Source organism: Pseudomonas fluorescens, from assembly GCF_003732425.1.
GTDB classification, from domain to species: domain Bacteria; phylum Pseudomonadota; class Gammaproteobacteria; order Pseudomonadales; family Pseudomonadaceae; genus Aquipseudomonas; species Aquipseudomonas fluorescens_BE.
This window is the reverse complement of record NZ_MOBX01000014.1, coordinates 49051-65184: the sequence shown is the minus strand read 5'-3', so window position 1 is coordinate 65184 and position 16134 is coordinate 49051. Positions and strand designations below refer to the sequence as shown.

General features: G+C 60.5%; 12 protein-coding genes and 1 pseudogene. 6 read left to right on the top strand and 7 right to left on the bottom strand.

Annotation, left to right across the window (positions count from 1 at the left end):
* Window positions 1-56 precede the first annotated feature (56 nt).
* The 4 genes from BK670_RS17350 (at window position 57) to BK670_RS17335 (ending at window position 3922) form a co-directional block, all read left to right on the top strand.
* On the top strand, window positions 57-980 hold the full coding sequence (locus tag BK670_RS17350) for a hypothetical protein (protein ID WP_123451501.1): 924 nt from the start codon (window positions 57-59) through the stop codon (window positions 978-980).
* A 222-nt stretch (window positions 981-1202) separates the two neighbouring features.
* Window positions 1203-1577, top strand: coding sequence for a DUF6124 family protein (locus tag BK670_RS17345; RefSeq protein WP_123451499.1), 375 nt, complete (start codon window positions 1203-1205; stop codon window positions 1575-1577).
* 249 nt (window positions 1578-1826) lie between these two features.
* Window positions 1827-2414: a ribosomal protein S5-alanine N-acetyltransferase gene (gene rimJ / locus BK670_RS17340; protein WP_123451497.1), complete on the top strand. Its 588-nt coding sequence runs from the start codon at window positions 1827-1829 to the stop codon at window positions 2412-2414.
* A 68-nt stretch (window positions 2415-2482) separates the two neighbouring features.
* Window positions 2483-3922 carry an ArnT family glycosyltransferase gene (locus BK670_RS17335; protein WP_185036808.1) on the top strand — a complete coding sequence of 480 codons (1440 nt, stop codon included), beginning with the start codon at window positions 2483-2485 and terminating at the stop codon, window positions 3920-3922.
* A gap of 23 nt (window positions 3923-3945) precedes the next feature.
* On the opposite strand, the gene BK670_RS17330 is transcribed toward BK670_RS17335, so the two are convergent.
* Window positions 3946-4788 carry a phosphatase PAP2 family protein gene (locus BK670_RS17330; protein ID WP_259697575.1) on the bottom strand — a complete coding sequence of 281 codons (843 nt, stop codon included), beginning with the start codon at window positions 4786-4788 and terminating at the stop codon, window positions 3946-3948.
* The gene (pmrG, locus tag BK670_RS17325; protein ID WP_123451493.1) at window positions 4785-5456 is read right to left on the bottom strand and encodes a lipopolysaccharide core heptose(II)-phosphate phosphatase PmrG; all 672 of its coding nucleotides are present in this window, start codon (window positions 5454-5456) and stop codon (window positions 4785-4787) included. Before pmrG ends, BK670_RS17330 begins: the two co-directional genes overlap by 4 nt.
* Before the next feature lie 251 nt (window positions 5457-5707).
* Between pmrG and BK670_RS30285 the strand changes: the two are divergent.
* Window positions 5708-6769 (top strand): annotated as a pseudogene (locus tag BK670_RS30285) (methyl-accepting chemotaxis protein); the annotation flags it as partial.
* Window positions 6764-7627: a methyl-accepting chemotaxis protein gene (locus BK670_RS30280; protein WP_404942485.1), complete on the top strand. Its 864-nt coding sequence runs from the start codon at window positions 6764-6766 to the stop codon at window positions 7625-7627. The pseudogene BK670_RS30285 and the gene BK670_RS30280, both read left to right, overlap by 6 nt.
* A 292-nt stretch (window positions 7628-7919) precedes the next feature.
* Here the strand turns inward: BK670_RS30280 and BK670_RS17315 are convergent, their stop codons facing one another.
* The 5 genes from BK670_RS17315 to BK670_RS17290 all read right to left on the bottom strand — a co-directional run bounded on the left by BK670_RS17315 (window position 7920) and on the right by BK670_RS17290 (window position 16132).
* Entirely contained in the window at window positions 7920-9293 is a 1374-nt protein-coding gene (locus BK670_RS17315) for a DUF1329 domain-containing protein (RefSeq protein ID WP_123451489.1), read from the bottom strand.
* 131 nt (window positions 9294-9424) lie between these two features.
* Entirely contained in the window at window positions 9425-11383 is a 1959-nt protein-coding gene (locus BK670_RS17310) for a DUF1302 domain-containing protein (RefSeq protein WP_123451487.1), read from the bottom strand.
* 49 nt (window positions 11384-11432) lie between these two features.
* Entirely contained in the window at window positions 11433-12722 is a 1290-nt protein-coding gene (locus tag BK670_RS17305; RefSeq protein ID WP_123451485.1) for a phospholipase C/P1 nuclease family protein, read from the bottom strand.
* Between the two features lie 228 nt (window positions 12723-12950).
* Window positions 12951-14519 carry an FGGY-family carbohydrate kinase gene (locus BK670_RS17295; protein WP_123451483.1) on the bottom strand — a complete coding sequence of 523 codons (1569 nt, stop codon included), beginning with the start codon at window positions 14517-14519 and terminating at the stop codon, window positions 12951-12953.
* Window positions 14520-14539: 20 nt separating this feature from the next.
* Window positions 14540-16132: a glycerol-3-phosphate dehydrogenase/oxidase gene (locus BK670_RS17290; protein ID WP_123451481.1), complete on the bottom strand. Its 1593-nt coding sequence runs from the start codon at window positions 16130-16132 to the stop codon at window positions 14540-14542.
* Window positions 16133-16134 lie beyond the last annotated feature (2 nt).

Genomic DNA, 16134 nt, shown 5'->3' with positions numbered 1-16134 from the left:
GCGCCTGCTCGACGCAGCTTCTAAGCTGCGTACATCGAGATGCAATGGAGTTGAAGATGAAAACCTGGATTGCCGCCGCACTGGCCGCACTGATTTCTCTGCCTGTCCTCGCGGCAGATACTGGCGCTGTGCGCGTCGAACCGATCGATTTCACAACCAGCGCCGACAGTGTCCAGCGCAAACAGTCGATCAAGGGCGACCAGACGGCGGAGTACCGATTCAACGCCAAGGCCGGCCAACTGCTCACCGTCGATTTCAAACCGTCCAACACCTCCGCCTACTTCAACATCACCGCCAAGGGTGCGGATTACGCGCTGTTCAACGGCTCGATCATGGGCAATCATTTCCTCGGAACATTGCCGGCCGATGGCGAGTACACGGTTCAGGTCTATCTCATGCGCAATGCCGCACGGCGCAACGAAGTGGCCAACTACCAGCTGTCTCTGAGACGGGTCAATGGCGATGCCTCCAGCGGGAAACAGCCATTCGACCAGACGCTGGAATTGCAGGGCATTGCCTTTCACGTCAGCACCGAACAGGTCGATGGCAAACCGACGCTGCGCATCACCCCCAAAGGTCTGGCGATCGATAACGCGGTCATCCGCCAGGCGCTCACCGGTGAAGTCGTGCGTGCCGAGGTTGCTGACCTCAATAACGACGGCTCCCCCGAACTCTACGTGTTTACCCGCTCGCCCGGACGCGGCATGCCGGGCGATCTGATCGCCTATTCCGCCAACAACAAGAAATCCCTGAGCGAAATCTACCTGCCGCCGGTCAGCGACAATCCGAAAATCGCCGAGGGCTATCAGGGCGAGGATTCGTTTGCAGTGGTGGAAAACACGCTGGTGCAGCGCTTCCCGGTGTATGACAGCGCTGACGCAGGCGCAGGCCGCACGGGGAAGATGCGCCAGGTTCAATACACGTTGATGGCGGGCGAGGCCGGGTGGGTTCTGCGCGAAGATAAGGTGGCGGAGTATTGAGTTCCCGGCACCGGACTCAAGCCAGCGAATAAAACCCGATAGCGCTTAATCGCCACGTCCTCCGTCCCACATCGAACGTCCTAGGAAAATTCCCGCAACACGCGTCGACTTTGATGAACTGGTGCACCTTTCCTCATGGCGTTACGCTCCACGACCACTGCCATCCAGCGGACGGTTTGGCAGCCGCAATTGCAGTGAATGTTCACTCCACGGAGCTACGTCATGAAGAAAATCACCCGCCTTTCGCTGGTTGGCCCGGCACCGTCCGATGCGCCAACGTCCAGCACCCAACCGCAATCGAATACCACCGCACGCAGCGAAGCGCACAACCGGCGGCGTAGCATCCCGCTCAATCAGCTCATCAGAGTGCGCGACGATGTCGACACCCTGACCCTGCTCACCCACGCCAGCGAGATCCTCGATTCCCTTGCGGCCATCAGCGCAAACTTTGCCGATGAGTTCGACGGCTCGAAACGTCATGTGGCGGTGGCGATGAAGCAATTGAGCGCGCTGGCCGAGATCCTGATTTGCCGGGCACGGGACAATCTTGATCCGCAGAAACCGCAGAACACTAGCGGGCCTGAAACCCGCCATTGACGGGCGAAACTCCGGCGCTCGGTTGCGCATCGGATTGCATTGGAGCCGCCCATCGAGATGAATTTTTCTTCACTGCAGCTGCGCGGCCAACCCTTGTACAGTCTGCTCGCTCATTCAAGAAACTACGGTTCGCCCGCGCTCCTGCGGGCTTTTTTTTGCCTCGGATTTACCGCGCCAACCTGCGAGGGCTTGCTCTCCCACAGGCGAGTGCGCCAACCTGCCGGAAGATCCCCCATTCCGGAGCGCCCGATGCCGCTGTTGACCCTGCCCTGCCAACGCCTGACGCTCGCAATACTCGCTCCAGAGCAGGCCGAGCTTGAAAGCGAGTTCTACCGACGCAACCAGCGCCACCTCGCACCCTGGTCACCGATCCGCACAACCGAATATTTTTCCACCGAGCAGATTCGCCGGCGCCTCGACGTGCAGGCCAGCGCATTCGAGGCCGGATTGGCCATGCATTTTGCGTTGCTGACCCCGGATGGCCAGCAGATGATCGGCGCGTGCAACTTCAGCGGCATCATTCGCGGGGCCTTTCAGGCGTGTTACCTGGGTTATCACATCGACGAGGCCCGACAGGGGCAAGGCCTGATGCAGGAAGCGCTGGAGGCTGGCATCGCTTACATGTTCGATACCCAGAACCTGCACCGTATCATGGCCAATTACATTCCCGGCAACGAGCGCAGTGCACGCCTGCTTGAACGCCTGGGCTTCGAACGTGAGGGTTACGCGAAGGCGTATCTGAACATTGCCGGGCGCTGGCAGGATCATGTGCTGACGGCGCTGGTCAATCCGCTGTTCGAAACGCCGGAGAAGCGTTGGTCACGACAACTGGCCTAGCTTCACAATTTGTTCAGGATTGCCGACGTATGCTCAGGCCTCCCGCCCCTTTCGGTTGCCTGAACCCTATGTCGCGTGCCGTCACTTCGCTGTTTCTGCTTGCCGCCCTGCTGTTTTTCTTCGCGCTGGGTGGCCATCAATTGCAAGGCTCCACCGAAGCCCGCGTGGCCGGTATCGCGATGGAGATGCACCTGGACGACGACTGGGTGACACCTCGTTTGTTTGGCGAACCGTTTCTGGAAAAACCACCGTTGAGCCTATGGCTGGATGCGGGTGCGATGCGCGTGTTCGGCGTTTCACCGTGGGCCGTGCGGCTCGCATCGGCGGTGGCTGGTTTGCTCAGTGTGATGCTGCTGTACGGCATGCTGCGGCGTTTCGAGCGGCCGAAAGTGATTGCCTGGACCGCTGGCATTCTGCTCGCGACCATGGCCAGTTACTGGAGCAATGTGCGCGGCGTCGGCGAGGATGCGCTGCTCGCACTCGGCGTGACCACAGCGTTGCTGGCCTTTTTCCAGGCACAGCGGGCATCGACGCGCGGCAACTCGCTGTTGTTTGTCGTCGGGATCGCCATCGCCACGTTGAGCAAAGGCGTGCTGGGGCTGGCGATGCCGGGGGTGGTGATTTTTGCTTATCTGCTGGCTGACAACCTGATGAACAAGCGCCTGAAAATCGCGGACTGGCTGCGACCCGGTTTACTGACCCTGCTCGGTTTGATTCCGCTGCTGATCTGGCTCGTCATCCTCTACCAGCACGGCGGCGAACAAGCGGTCAAAGAGGTGCTGCTGACCAACAGCGTCGGGCGCTTCAGCGGTTCGTTCGTCGAGGCCGGGCACTACGAACCGTTCTACTACTACCTCGCCAAACTGCCGGAAGCCTTTCTGCCGTGGAACATTCTGGTGTACCTGGGGCTTTGGCATTTCCGCAAACAACTGAAGGCCAACCGTTACCTGCTGTTTTTCAGCCTGTGGATCGTGGCGCAGTTCATCATGCTGACGTTGGCGTCGAGCAAACGCACGGTGTACCTGATGTCGATGACACCCGCCGCAGCCGTGATCGCAGCAGAGTATGCGGGCGTGCTGTTCGAGCGCTTGAAGCGGTATGAATCCGGCAATGGATTCGTAGGCCGAATCGCCAGGCAGCGTCAGACTCTGGCAGTTGGTGTGCTCACGCTGGTGATCGGCAGTTACCTCGCCGCCGCGCAGTGGGCACTGCCTCATGCCGACAAAAAGCTTTCGTTCCTGCCGTTGAGTGCAGAGATTCAGACGCTGCAAACCGCCGGGCATCAAGTCGCACTGTTTCAGGCCAACGAGCGACTCGGTGGCGCCACGGTCTTCTATACACAGCAAGTGCTCAAAGGCCTGGATACCGAAGTGCAGTTGCGAGACTTTCTCGCCGCTTCACCGGCCCACGTGGTTGTGATGGCTGGCGACAGCGAACCCGCTGCACCACTGAAAGTACTCAAAACCCTGATGGTCGGGCGCCAGGCGTATTACTTCGTCGGCTACTGAATCTGGCACGCCCTCGCCACAGGTTATTCGTACTGATTGATCGGCACTTTCAGCCCTGATGAGGCTTGCTCATTAAAAGATTGCAGGTGCTTGCGCAAAACAGGCTTCTCCAGCCGCGCACGCCCGTAGAACGCCAGCGCCGTCAGCAAACACGCCAGCCAGACGAAGATTCCGGCCCAGAACGTGTGGGACATGTAGTGCCAGCCCTGCAGGACGCGGGTGGTGCCGTAAACCAATCCCAGCAGCAGCGAGCCCCACAAGATGGCACTGGAAAAACGCCATTGATAGCGTCGCGCCACGAAATACAGCGCCAGCATGGTGAAGCCGCCCGACGCATGGCCACCCGGCCAGCAACGGCCACTGCCGGCTTCATGGAACAGTTGAAAATTGCTGTACCACTCAATGTGGGCCATTTTCCCGCCGTACAGCGTGGTCTCGATCGGGCAGTAAACGCTAGTGTGGGATTTGAGGAAGTGAATCACCCCGGTGCAAACGGCAAACGCAACCACCACAAACAGAAAATCCCTACGATGATCAGCGGCAAAGCGCAGCACTGGCGCGACTTTGCTGCGCTCCAGCATTGCGCCGAGTCGCGGACGTTTCTGCGGATTGACCAATGGCCAGACCACCGATAGCAGCGCGCCAATCAAGGCAATTTCCGCCGTCCAGTTGGGAATAATCCGCGCCCATTTGTGCGTGAGCTTTTCGAAGAAGTGGATTTTGTCGAGCGGGAAGGTCTGTGTCAGCGGATCGAACAGCAGGTTGCTGAAGGCGATGTCGATTTTGGTCATGTCGAACATCAGGAACACCAGCGCCGCGCAAGCGAGCGGAATACCAAAGTTGTAAGCGTAGAAGCGGGATTTCATCGGGTGTTCACCGTGCGCCAGTCGGAGGCTTCAATAAAGCCGAGCATTTTGGGAGCCGCCGGGCTGGCAGCGGAGACGAACAACGACGAGCCGTAACCCGCGCTCGAAGTCGGTACGTTGAGGTCTTTCTCGATTTGCCCCATGCACTCACTGTGGGTCACCAGAATCAAGTTGCGCCCCGGGATCTTGTGGGCCAGCGCGTCCTGCAACATGCGCCCCCGGCAATTGATCAACCAGTCGTCGCCGCTGGCGGCATGGTTGAACATGTAACCGGCGGTCTGCACGGTGCGCATCGATGGGCTGTTATAGATGTCGGCGTTGTTCAGACCCAGTTGCTCGAACCGCGCACCGACCGCCACCGCGACACTGCGCGAGCGATCGGTGATGCCTTCATTGCCACTCAGGCACGCGGCTTTGGAGTGATCGCAGCGCTCGACATGACGCACCAGCACGATCATCTCGCCCTTGGCCCAACCCGTCGCCAGGGCTTGCGCACCGGCAACATTGCCGTGGGCCAGATCCGGCACCGCCGCCGGCGCCAGCAACCACAGGGTCAGAGGGATCACCAATATTGATGCTGCCAACACCACCCAGGTGTTGCGAAAACGCGCCAGACCGCTCAGGTCGATCGAGCGTTTGACGCCGAACAGACTCAGTCTCAATTCCACAAAAACCGCCTCGCCACTGCATCACGGGTTCATTCGATGCGGCGAAGGTACAGAGGCGCGCGTGGGCAGCCAGTGAAACCCATGTGAAAAAAATCTTGGGATCCGATGTTACAAATTCCGTAGGACAAAATCCTTTCAGCTCTGGGAAATGCGGCCGATACAAACCTGCTAACACCCTTGCTGGCTCAAAAAAACAACAATCTTCCAGCCTAACTGACGACAAGAAACCTAACGTTTCTGGAGGATTTTTGATGAATAGCTGGTTCGGCAACATCAGCGTGAACATGAAATTGGGCCTGGGCTTCGGCCTCGTACTGGCCCTGACCTGCGTGCTGGCCCTGACGGGCTGGACCAGCCTCGGTGGCCTGATCGACCGCAGCAACTGGATGAGTGATATAACCCAGCTCAATGCCGGCCTGACCAAGCTGCGCGTGGTGCGCCTGCAGTACATGCTGACCAATGGCGATGAAACCGCCGCGCAGAACGTGCAGACCACCCTTGAAAGTTTTGCCGCGCAACAACAGAAGCTGATCAACAGCTTCAAGAGCCCGGAAAACGTCAAACTGCTCAAGGAGCAGGCAGCGACCATCGCTGAATACCAGACGTCGCTGAACAAAATGCGCAATGCCTATCGCACCGGCAACAGCGCCCGCGACACCATGAGCGTCAACGCCGAGACCGCGTACAACCTGATCGATTCGATCAGCAAACGCGTGCAACAAATGGACATGAGCGAACAGCGTTTCGACCAGTTCCAGGCGATCAGCGCCGCCAAAGAAGCATTCATCCTCGCCCGTTACGAAGTGCGCGGCTACACCGCCACCACCAACGCCGAAACCGAGCAGAAAGCCGTCGGCCAGATCGACGCGGCCATCGCCAGCCTCAAGCCACTGAACGTGCATTTCGCTACCACTCAGCAAGACGCCTTGCGTCAGCTGGAAAGCGCATTGGTCAACTACCGCAGTGCGTTGATGGCGTATAAAAACGCTAACACCGACGCCGTGCAGGCCCGTAAGGAAATGACCGACCAGGGCACGACCATCGTCGCCCTGAGCGAGCAGCTGTATCAGATCCAGCTCGATCGTCGTGACGCTGAAAGCGCCCAGGCGCGGACATTCCAGTTGATCAGCACCTTGCTGGCGCTGCTGGTGGGCATCATTGCTGCGGTGATCATCACCCGTCAGATCACCCGTCCGTTGCAGGAAACCCTGGCCGTGGTCGAGCGCATCGCCAGCGGCGACCTGACCCAGAATGTCACCGTCACCCGCCGCGACGAACTCGGCGTGCTGCAACAAGGCATCGCGCGCATGGGCGTGACCCTGCGCGACTTGATCAGCGGCATCCGCGACGGCGTCACCCAGATCGCCAGCGCCGCCGAAGAACTCTCGGCCGTGACCGAGCAGACCAGCGCCGGTGTGAACAGCCAGAAGGTCGAGACCGATCAGGTTGCCACCGCCATGCACGAGATGACCGCCACCGTGCAGGAAGTCGCGCGCAACGCCGAAGAAGCGTCACAAGCTGCCGCCGCCGCTGACGGCGAAGCCCGTGAAGGCGACAAAGTGGTGAACGAAGCCATCGCGCAGATCGAGCGTCTGGCCAGCGAAGTGGTGCGCTCGACCGAAGCCATGAGCGTGCTGCAACAGGAAAGCGACAAGATCGGCAGCGTCATGGACGTGATCAAGGCTGTGGCCGAACAGACCAACCTGCTGGCCCTCAACGCCGCGATCGAAGCGGCGCGTGCCGGCGAAGCCGGTCGTGGTTTTGCCGTGGTCGCCGATGAAGTTCGTGGTTTGGCTCAGCGTACGCAGAAATCCACCGAAGAAATCGAAGGCCTGGTCGCCGGCCTGCAGAACGGCACCCAGCAAGTCTCGGCCGTGATGAACAACAGCCGCGCCCTGACCGACAGCAGCGTGGCGCTGACCCGCAAGGCCGGCGCATCCCTGGAAAACATCACCCGTACGGTGTCGAATATCCAGTCGATGAACCAGCAGATCGCCGCCGCTGCCGAGCAGCAGAGCGCCGTGGCTGAAGAGATCAGCCGCAGCATCATCAATGTGCGCGATGTGTCGGAACAGACTGCAGCGGCTAGTGACGAGACGGCGAAGTCCAGCGTTGAACTGGCGCGTCTGGGTGGTCAGTTGCAGCAGATGGTCAGCCACTTCCGCGTTTGATCCTGATTCAGCGCTGAAGCTACAACCGCATCGCGAGCAGGCTCACTCCTACAAGAAATGGTGTTGATCACAGATTATGTGAACGACGCCAATCCCCTGTAGGAGTGAGCCTGCTCGCGATTGCGTCCGCCCCATCACCCCGATGTCCCGGAAAAAACTCCGCCTAATGTAGGAGCTGCCGCAGGCTGCGATCTTTTGATCTTCGCTTTCGAACAATCAGAAGCAGAATCAAAAGATCGCAGCCTGCGGCAGCTCCTACAGGGGCCGTGTTCGATCACAAGTTAATGGATCCTCACCGCGTACCCCGCTGGCGCAACGCCGACGGCATGAAGTACGCATCCTCCGGCACCGGCTGCGCAAAATCCACGGTCTCCGCTTCTTCGTTATCAAGGTTCTGCACGTAGTAGCGACGCGCCTGCAAATCGTGGAACACGTCCAGCGCACTCCACGTGGTCGGCAGGTCGTAGAAGTTTTTCAGGTAGGCCATCGACACCCGCCACAACTCCCCTCGCCCGTCGTACTGATCGACCAGTGCTGCGCCCCAGCTGTCTTCATCGAGAAACAGCACGCGCTTGGAATAGATATGCCGCGCGCCCGGTTTCAGGTTGCCTTCGACCACCCAGACCCGGTGAAGCTCATAGCGGGTGTATTGCGGGTTGAGGTGGCCCGGGGTGAGCAGTTGCGCGTACTTCACATCGGGGCTGCTGACTTTGTAGTTGTTGTAGGGAATGTAGATTTCCTGTTTGCCCTTGAGCTTCCAGTCGTAGCGATCCGGCGAGCCGTTGAACAGGTCAGTGTCATCGGCGGTGCGCAGGCCATCGGATGAAGCAATCGGCGTGTCGTAGGCAAGGTTCGGTGCGCGGCGCACGCGGCGTTGGCCGGCATCGTAGATCCAGGCCTGGCGCGCGTCCTTGAGCTGATCGAGGGTTTCGTGCACGAGTGCGGCACCGCCGGCCAGGCGTGCCGGGCTTTTCACGAAGGCCAGGTAGTAGAACAGGATGTTTTTCAGGTCGGCGAACTGGCCGCCCGGGCGGTAGTAGTTGAACAGGCCTTCCTGCTGCGAGGTCACCAGCGCGAAGCTGCCGTTGCGCTGCACCGGCGCTTCGGAAGCGCGGCGCACGACGTAGATGCCGCGATAACGCGTGATGTGGTTCCACAACACTTCAACGCCGTCCTTGGGCACCGGGAACGGCACACCGCCGTAGGCATCGGAGAAGCCGCTGCCGCCTTCGAGCAACTTGGCCGAGGTGGCGTTTTTCAGGGTGTTGTCGTACAGCCATTGCGGCGCAGAACCCGAACGGCGTGACGGATAGACAGGCATCTGGAACGTGTCGGGGTAGCTGTTGAACAGCGCGATCTGACCGGGGCTGAGGTGGGCTTTGTATTGATCGAGATTGGCTTTGGTGATGGTGAACAGCGGTTTGTCTGCGGTAAAAGGATCCGGGTGATGCTGACCAGGTTTGTAGCCGGCCGGGGCTTGAGTGATGCCACCGGTCCAGGCCGGGATGGTACCGGCGGCGTTGCCTGCGCGCTCGGCGCCCATAGGGGTCAGGGTGGTTTTCAGTTGTTCGGCTTGTTGCGGGGTGATGGCGGCCAGAGCGGTGCCAGCAGCCAGGCCCAATACCAGCCCTAGCGAAGCCTTGGTCAATCTTGAAGTGTGAAACATGATCTTCTCCAAAATGCAAAAACCTGTGGGAGCGAGCCTGCTCGCGAAAGCGGTGGGTCAGTCAACATCGATGTTGAATGTGCCGGCGTCTTCGCGAGCAGGCTCGCTCCCACAGGGGCTGTGTGTAGCCTTCAAAGGAAATACTTGAGGTTGAACCCGACGTTGTCGCGGTCGCGAATACCGTTGTTCTGCCCGCCGCCGTAGAACTCGGTGTATTGCAGTTCGGCTTCGAGCTTGTTCTGGTAGTTGGCCTTGATCCCCAGCGTGTAGGCCTTGCGCCCTTCGATGGTGTTGCCGGCCTGATAGCTATTGCCCTCGAAATCGTCCTTGTAAACGATGTAGGGCGAGACGTTGACCCCGGCGTAAACGTCGTTCCAGGTGCCGTTGAGCATTGCCGTGTAGCTGTAGGAATTGCGGTTGACCTGATCGTCACGATCACCGCCCGACACATAGGAATAGTTACCGGTGCCGGCGTAGTAACGACGACTGCCGTCATACGCGGTGTATTGCAGGCTGCTGCCGCGCAGGTGTTCGGAGGCCAGTTCGAAGATGCCGAACAGCGAATCGAACGAAGCCGTCGGGCCGAAGTTGTAGATGGTCCCCAGCGAAGTATTGAACGCTTCCACACGCTCGGCGTTATTGATCTGGCTGTCGAGGGTGACCATTTGCCCGCCGACATTGACCGACTTGCCCGTCACCGCTGCTGCTGCGCCGTTGGCCAGGTCACCGATCAGATCGTTGGTGGCTGCAACGCCGATTGGCAGGTTGGGCCGATAAGCAATCTCACCAAACACCGACGCCTCGCCCAACGTGGTGTTGAAGCTGAAGCCGTACATGCGGATGTCTTCGGCATAACGCCGATGCGCCTGGATATTGCCCATCACATCCGCCGTGGCCAGACCATTGGCCAGCGCCCCGGCCTGACTGCCGGCGACACCGGACAACAGGTTGGTCAGCGCAGCCATGTCGATGCCTTTGTAGCCGCCCAGATCCGCCGCGATGGTCGGTTCCTTGGCGTGGTAGTTGACCATGTACAGACCGAACTCGGTGCTGTTGAGCTGTTCGGCGATATAGCGAAAGGCAAAACCAAACTGCCCATCGTTGCGTGCGTTGTAGTCCTTGCCGACGCTCGCCACTTTCAGCGTGTTGCCGTAGGCCGGCGTCACGCCGTTGGCGTACAGGCCAGTGGTTTGCAAGGCGGAGTTCAGCAACGGGTTGTTGCCCAGCGCACTGTACAAACCGATGACGTTGCCAAACCCCGGCACTGGCGTGTCGAGCGCTGTGCCGCTGAAGTTGTTGTAACCGGTGTTGCCACCGTCGGCGAACAGGTCGGTTTGCGAGTAGAAGGTGCCGACCGGGTCAATGCGGGTTTCCTTCCAGTTGGTCTGGTAGAAACTCTCCAGGGTCAGTGAGTCGGTCAGGCCAATGTTAAAGCTCAGCGCCTCGACCGGCACCAGCACTTCCTTGACTTCGGCGCCGGGCAAGCGGTACTTGGCGGCGTCCACCGGGTTAGTGGTGTTGATCCCGCCGCGATAGAAAATCCCCTCGCCCCAGTTAAACACCTGCCGACCGACGCGCGCGGTCACCGGCATTTGCGCAACGTCCCAACTGCCGTGCACGTAGGCGTCGAGCATCTCGATGCGACTGCCGGCGATGTCGCGGGTCTGACCGGTGAAATGGTTGTCCTGCGGGTAGCTCTGGCTCGGCTGTGAAGGACTGTTGTTGTCATAGTAGTCGTTGCGCTTGTCCATCAGTTGCGTGTCGTAGAACGCGGTGCCGCGCACGAACACGCCGTAGTTCTGATAATTGGCCTCAAGCTCGGAGGTGATCTTGTACACCTCGGAAACCAGCCCGGTGTCAAAGTTGCGATTGCCGTCGTTGGTGTTGACGTCATCGTTAGTCTTGTCGCGGCCCTGCACCCGCCACAAACGGCCGTAAGACAAGGTCGTGTCGAGGGAACCGGTGACCTGCTTGTCCATGAAGTTGAACTCCACCGCGTGCGCCGCATCGACTGCGCACAACTGCAGCAGCCCTGCCAGGCCGACACCGGGGAGCGCGGCGCCCGTCAGGCGCAATCGAGTGTTGATCATCTGTTCCTCCTTCCCTGTTTTTTATTGTTGTGGTGTGCGTTGCCGCGCGCTACGGCGCCAATCCGGCGCTGACGTAAATCCGGCTGTGCGCGCCGAAATGCCCGAGCAACTTGAACAACTGCTGGTTAAGTGCCGGGTGGTCGAAGTCTTCTCGTTGCAGCTGATTGCCGCTGCTGAAATCACTGCTGACGGGCGCCGTTTCCAGCCACTGGCCAATGGCTTCGTCGAAGGCTGCGGAATCGTTGACGGCTTCGGCGCTGACCACTTCGCGCAGGTAGTCGACCGAGTACGGCGGGTAGGTTTTGTCCTGGGCCACGTCGGCGTAAGCCGCGAGCATCGGATGCGGCTGACCGGCGCGTAGCAAGCGCCGCAGCCAGGTCGACTGGTACTTCTCTACTTCCATATGCCGGGTGGCGACGCGCTCGATGGAAGCTTGTTTGTCCTCAGCGAAACCGGCGATGGCCTTGCCTTCCAGCAGCAAAAGACTCGCGAGATCGACACCGGGCAATGGCTTGGCGTGATACGGCTGGGTCAGGTCCTGAATGTGGTGCAGGCCCCAGCCGAGAAAGCGATAACCCCAATACCGATGACCGCTGGCAAACGCCAGTCGCGCCAGGCCCATGTACTGATACGCGCGCCAGTCCGGCCAACTGCGTTCGAGGAAACCGGCAGCGGCGTACACCACGGGGCTTTCGTGGAAGAAGCCCATGTGGAACGGCGCCTGCGAGCTGTACTGGAAACGCGCATCACCGAACGGTTGCGGGCCGAAGCCGTACAGCGCGCCGACCTCGCCAGGGTTGTCGCTGAACAGATTGATGTCGTGGCCGTAGTCCGGTTCATCAGCGGCGCTGGCGAGCACGGCGAGCGGCGCGACTTTTTCGTGCTCGGCGATAACGATGAAACGCTGGCGATTCCACGGTGACAGGGTCTGCTCGACCATGACCTGATTGGCCTGCAGATGCTCGCGCTCGGGCAGGTCTTTACCGGGTAATGGCTGGATGATCATTGCCAGGTGAATCTCGGGATTGATGCGCAACGCAGTGAAGAAATCGTGGCGCAGATTGTCACTCGGCACTGCGGGCAATTTCAGGCTGTCGGGGCGTGGCGGGTATTGACTGAAGTGCTCGCGGGCGAAGGTTTCCTGTTGCTCCAACAGCGCCAGCACGGCCGGGTATTGCTCGCTGAGAAACCGCTCCAGTGATTCGACTTCGACCGCTGGCGCATCGCGCAAGGCCGGCAGTTCCTGCAACGCCAGATAGCTGCCCACCGTATGGTTCGACCAGCCCCAGGCGCTCGGGGCCGTTGCACAAAGCAGCAACAGGAGGAAGGTCAGCTTCATTGCTTGTCGTTCTTATTGGCGGTGCCGTGGGGGATGAGCCTAACAACCGACCCCGCCGCTGACACTGTCCGATCTCACCAGAAAAGTTCTCCGATGGCGCCACATCGAATCGCAATACGGTCCCTGTAGGAGCTGCCGAAGGCTGCGATCTTTTGATGTTAATTTTAAAAAACAAGATCACAAGATCGCAGCCTTCGGCAGCTCCTACAGGGAATTTGTGGTGGTCTGCTAGGCGGGGTAACCGGTGATTTTGCGGATGCTTTGGTACAGCGGTTTCAGCTGGCGGTACATGCGCAGGTAGACGTCTTTGTACAGTTGCTCATAGATTTTCTGCGCCTCGGGCTGCGGGGTGAACACCGCGCCCACCCGAGTCATCGCCGCGATCGCCGTGGGGAAATCCGCGTGCAGTCCCAAGCCCACCGCACAGCAGATCGCCGCGCCCAGACCCGACGCTTCATAGACATGCGGACGCTCCGCCGGCAGGCCGAAAATGTTCGCCGTGAGCTGCATCGCCGCATCACTCTGCGAGCCGCCACCGGCCACGCGCAACCGCTTGATCGAGACCTTCGAACGCCGCTCGATATTCTCCATGCCCTGGCGCAACGCATACGCCAGCCCTTCCAGAATCGCCCGATAAATATGCGCACGGGTATGCACATCACCGAAGCCGATCATCGCGCCTTTCGCCTCGACACCCGGCTCTCGAATCCCCGGCGACCAATACGGTTGCAGCATCAGGCCCATCGAGCCCGGCGGCACCGCATTGACCAATGCGTCGAACAGTTGCTCCGGTTCGACGCCCTGCTCTTTCGCTTGCTGCATCTCGCGCAAACCGAACTCGTTCTTGAACCAACTGACCATCCAGTAACCGCGATAAATCATCACCTCGCAGTTGTACTGATCGGGCACCGCCGACGGGTACGGCGGGATCAACGGGACGATTTCCAGATAGCGCGAGCGGGTGCTGGTGATCGTCGCCGTGGTGCCGTAGGACAGACACACCGTGCTCGCATCGACCACGCCGGACCCGACCACTTCACAGGCCTTGTCAGCCCCCGCCGCAATCAGCGGCAAGCCTTCGGGAATACCGGTGTGGCGAGCGGCCTCAGCGGTGATGTAGCCGAGGGTTTCACCGGGCTTGTGCAGGCTCGGCAATTGCTCGGGGCGCACCGCCAGCGCCTGCCATTTCCAGTCACTCGGCGCAGCCCATTTCAGGCGTTTGAAGTCGAACGGCAGGTAGCCGACGCAACAGCCCACCGAATCGACAAAACGCCCGCACAGGCGATGGGTGAGAAACCCCGACAGCAGCAAAAACTTGTCCGTTGCCGCCCATACTTCCGGCTGATGCTGAGCGATCCAGTTCGCCTCGGCCTGAGCACGAAAATAATCCACAGTCGCCTGGGCGCCGACCAGTTTGAACAGCCAGCCCCACGGCCCTTTGATGCCGCCTTCGACTTCGCTCTGACGCTGATCGAGCCACAGAATCGCCGGGCGCAATGGCTTGCCCTCAGCATCGACGTTAATCACCGTGCCACGCTGAGTCGTCAGGGAAACGCCGGCAATCTGCGCGCGATCAATCCCCGTCTGCTGCCAGACCTGCTGACACGCCTCGCCGAGTTTTGCCCAGTAATACTCCGGATCCTGCTCGGCCCAGCCCGGTTGCGCCGAGTAATACGCCTGCAATTCGACCTTGCCTTTGCCAAGCAGATTGCCCTGCAAATCGAAGAGCAGCGCGCGCACGCTCTGGGTGCCGTTGTCGATGGCCAGCAGGTAACGCTTGTTCGGGTGGTTATCCATGGAGCTCTCTTCAAGGGGCATCAAGGCGTGGCATCCGGCAAACCGTGATGGCGTTGCCACAACGCCCGATAACGCTGTTGTTCCTGCTGCCAATGGTCATCGCTCCAGGCCAGTCGTGGCTGGCACAGTTGGCGGATGGCGGCGAAATACGCTTCACCACCGCGCGGCAACAGCAGACCGAGACGCGTGCGACGCAGGAGCAGGTCGTCGAGGTGCAGAACCATTTCCGAGTCGCAGGCGAAAGCCAGTTCGGCCCACAAAGTGTCCGTAGCGCCAACCGTGTCGTGGCCGATTTCCGTGAGCAGTTGCGCCAGCCTTGGCAGGTCGCGGCCATGTCGCCCGGCCAAACGTCGCCATTGATGGCTGCTCAGTGCCGGGATCGGCAACGCAGGTACGGCGGCAAACACCGGCGCGGCGTCATCGACAAAGGCACGACCCAGCAGGCTCGCGCAGGCCTTGAGCACTTCGATGGCTTGCGGGCGAAACGTCGTCAGTTTGCCGCCGGCCAGTGTCACGCAACCGGGTTCCTGCCACAGCACATGCTCGCGGGTTTCGTTCGACGGTTTGTCTTGATGCGCACTTGCGCTGCCCACCACCGGACGCACGCCGGACCAGGTCGACAACACATCCGCCGCGCTCACTTCGGCGCCGGGAAACTGTTGCGTACAGGCGGCCAGCAGATAGTCGAGCTCTTCGCCGCTGATGCTCGCGCTCTGATCCAGATCGTCGCGATGATCGAGGTCCGTAGTGCCGACCACCGTCGCGCCCTCCCACGGAAAAACAAACACCGGACGCCGATCGCGCTCATGCAGAAAGGTGAATGCCTGCGCCACCGGCAATCGCCAACCCGGCAGCAACAAATGACTGCCGCGCAACGGTCGCAATTGCCGTGGCGCCTCTGGCGGGCGCAAGCGTTCAGCCCAGGCGCCAGTCGCCACCGCGAGCACGCCGCAGCGCAGTTGCAGTGACGAACCGGCCTCGCAATCCTCGACCTGAACGCCACACACTCGGCCGTTTTCACGCAGCAGCTGTTCGACGCGCACGCCATTGACCACGACCGCACCCTCGGCCCGCGCCTCGCTCAACACACGCATCACCAGCCGCGCATCATCGGTCAGCGCATCGACAAAACAGGTGCCGCCGAGCAAGTCGTTTTCCTTGACGCCCGGCGCCAGATATCGAAGCTGTTGCGCATCATGAAAGCGATGGCTACGGCGACCGGCCAAGGCGTCGTACACGCTCAGCAAACCACCCAGCACCCGTGGCCCAGGAAAACCGCCGCGATAATGCGGCATCAGGAAACTCATCGGCTCGACCAGCCCCGGCGCTTCGTCGAGCAGGCGTTGGCGCTCGCGCACCGAATCGCGGGTCAGGCGCCACTGGCCTTTGGCGATGTAACGCAAACCGCCATGGACCATTTTCGATGATCGGCTGGAGGTGCCCCAGGCGAAATCGCGCTGTTCCAGCAGCAGACAGCGCCAGCCGCGGCGCGCGGCTTCACGCAGAATGCCGGCGCCGCTGATGCCGCCGCCGATGACGATCAGATCCCAGGTTTCCTCGGCCAGCGTCGGCAATATCTGCCGGCGCCACGCGGCGTTCCAGTCCTGACTCATGG

Bases quoted from the DNA above. Each gene is read 5' to 3' on its own strand.
- BK670_RS17350 (WP_123451501.1), top strand. From the start codon at position 57: ATGAAAACCTGGATTGCCGCCGCACTGGCCGCACTGATTTCTCTGCCT.
- BK670_RS17345 (WP_123451499.1), top strand. From the start codon at position 1,203: ATGAAGAAAATCACCCGCCTTTCGCTGGTTGGCCCGGCACCGTCCGAT.
- rimJ (WP_123451497.1), top strand. From the start codon at position 1,827: ATGCCGCTGTTGACCCTGCCCTGCCAACGCCTGACGCTCGCAATACTC.
- BK670_RS17335 (WP_185036808.1), top strand. From the start codon at position 2,483: ATGTCGCGTGCCGTCACTTCGCTGTTTCTGCTTGCCGCCCTGCTGTTT.
- BK670_RS17330 (WP_259697575.1), bottom strand. From the start codon at position 4,788: ATGAAATCCCGCTTCTACGCTTACAACTTTGGTATTCCGCTCGCTTGC.
- BK670_RS30280 (WP_404942485.1), top strand. From the start codon at position 6,764: ATGGGCGTGACCCTGCGCGACTTGATCAGCGGCATCCGCGACGGCGTC.
- BK670_RS17315 (WP_123451489.1), bottom strand. From the start codon at position 9,293: ATGTTTCACACTTCAAGATTGACCAAGGCTTCGCTAGGGCTGGTATTG.
- BK670_RS17310 (WP_123451487.1), bottom strand. From the start codon at position 11,383: ATGATCAACACTCGATTGCGCCTGACGGGCGCCGCGCTCCCCGGTGTC.
- BK670_RS17305 (WP_123451485.1), bottom strand. From the start codon at position 12,722: ATGAAGCTGACCTTCCTCCTGTTGCTGCTTTGTGCAACGGCCCCGAGC.
- BK670_RS17295 (WP_123451483.1), bottom strand. From the start codon at position 14,519: ATGGATAACCACCCGAACAAGCGTTACCTGCTGGCCATCGACAACGGC.
- BK670_RS17290 (WP_123451481.1), bottom strand. From the start codon at position 16,132: ATGAGTCAGGACTGGAACGCCGCGTGGCGCCGGCAGATATTGCCGACG.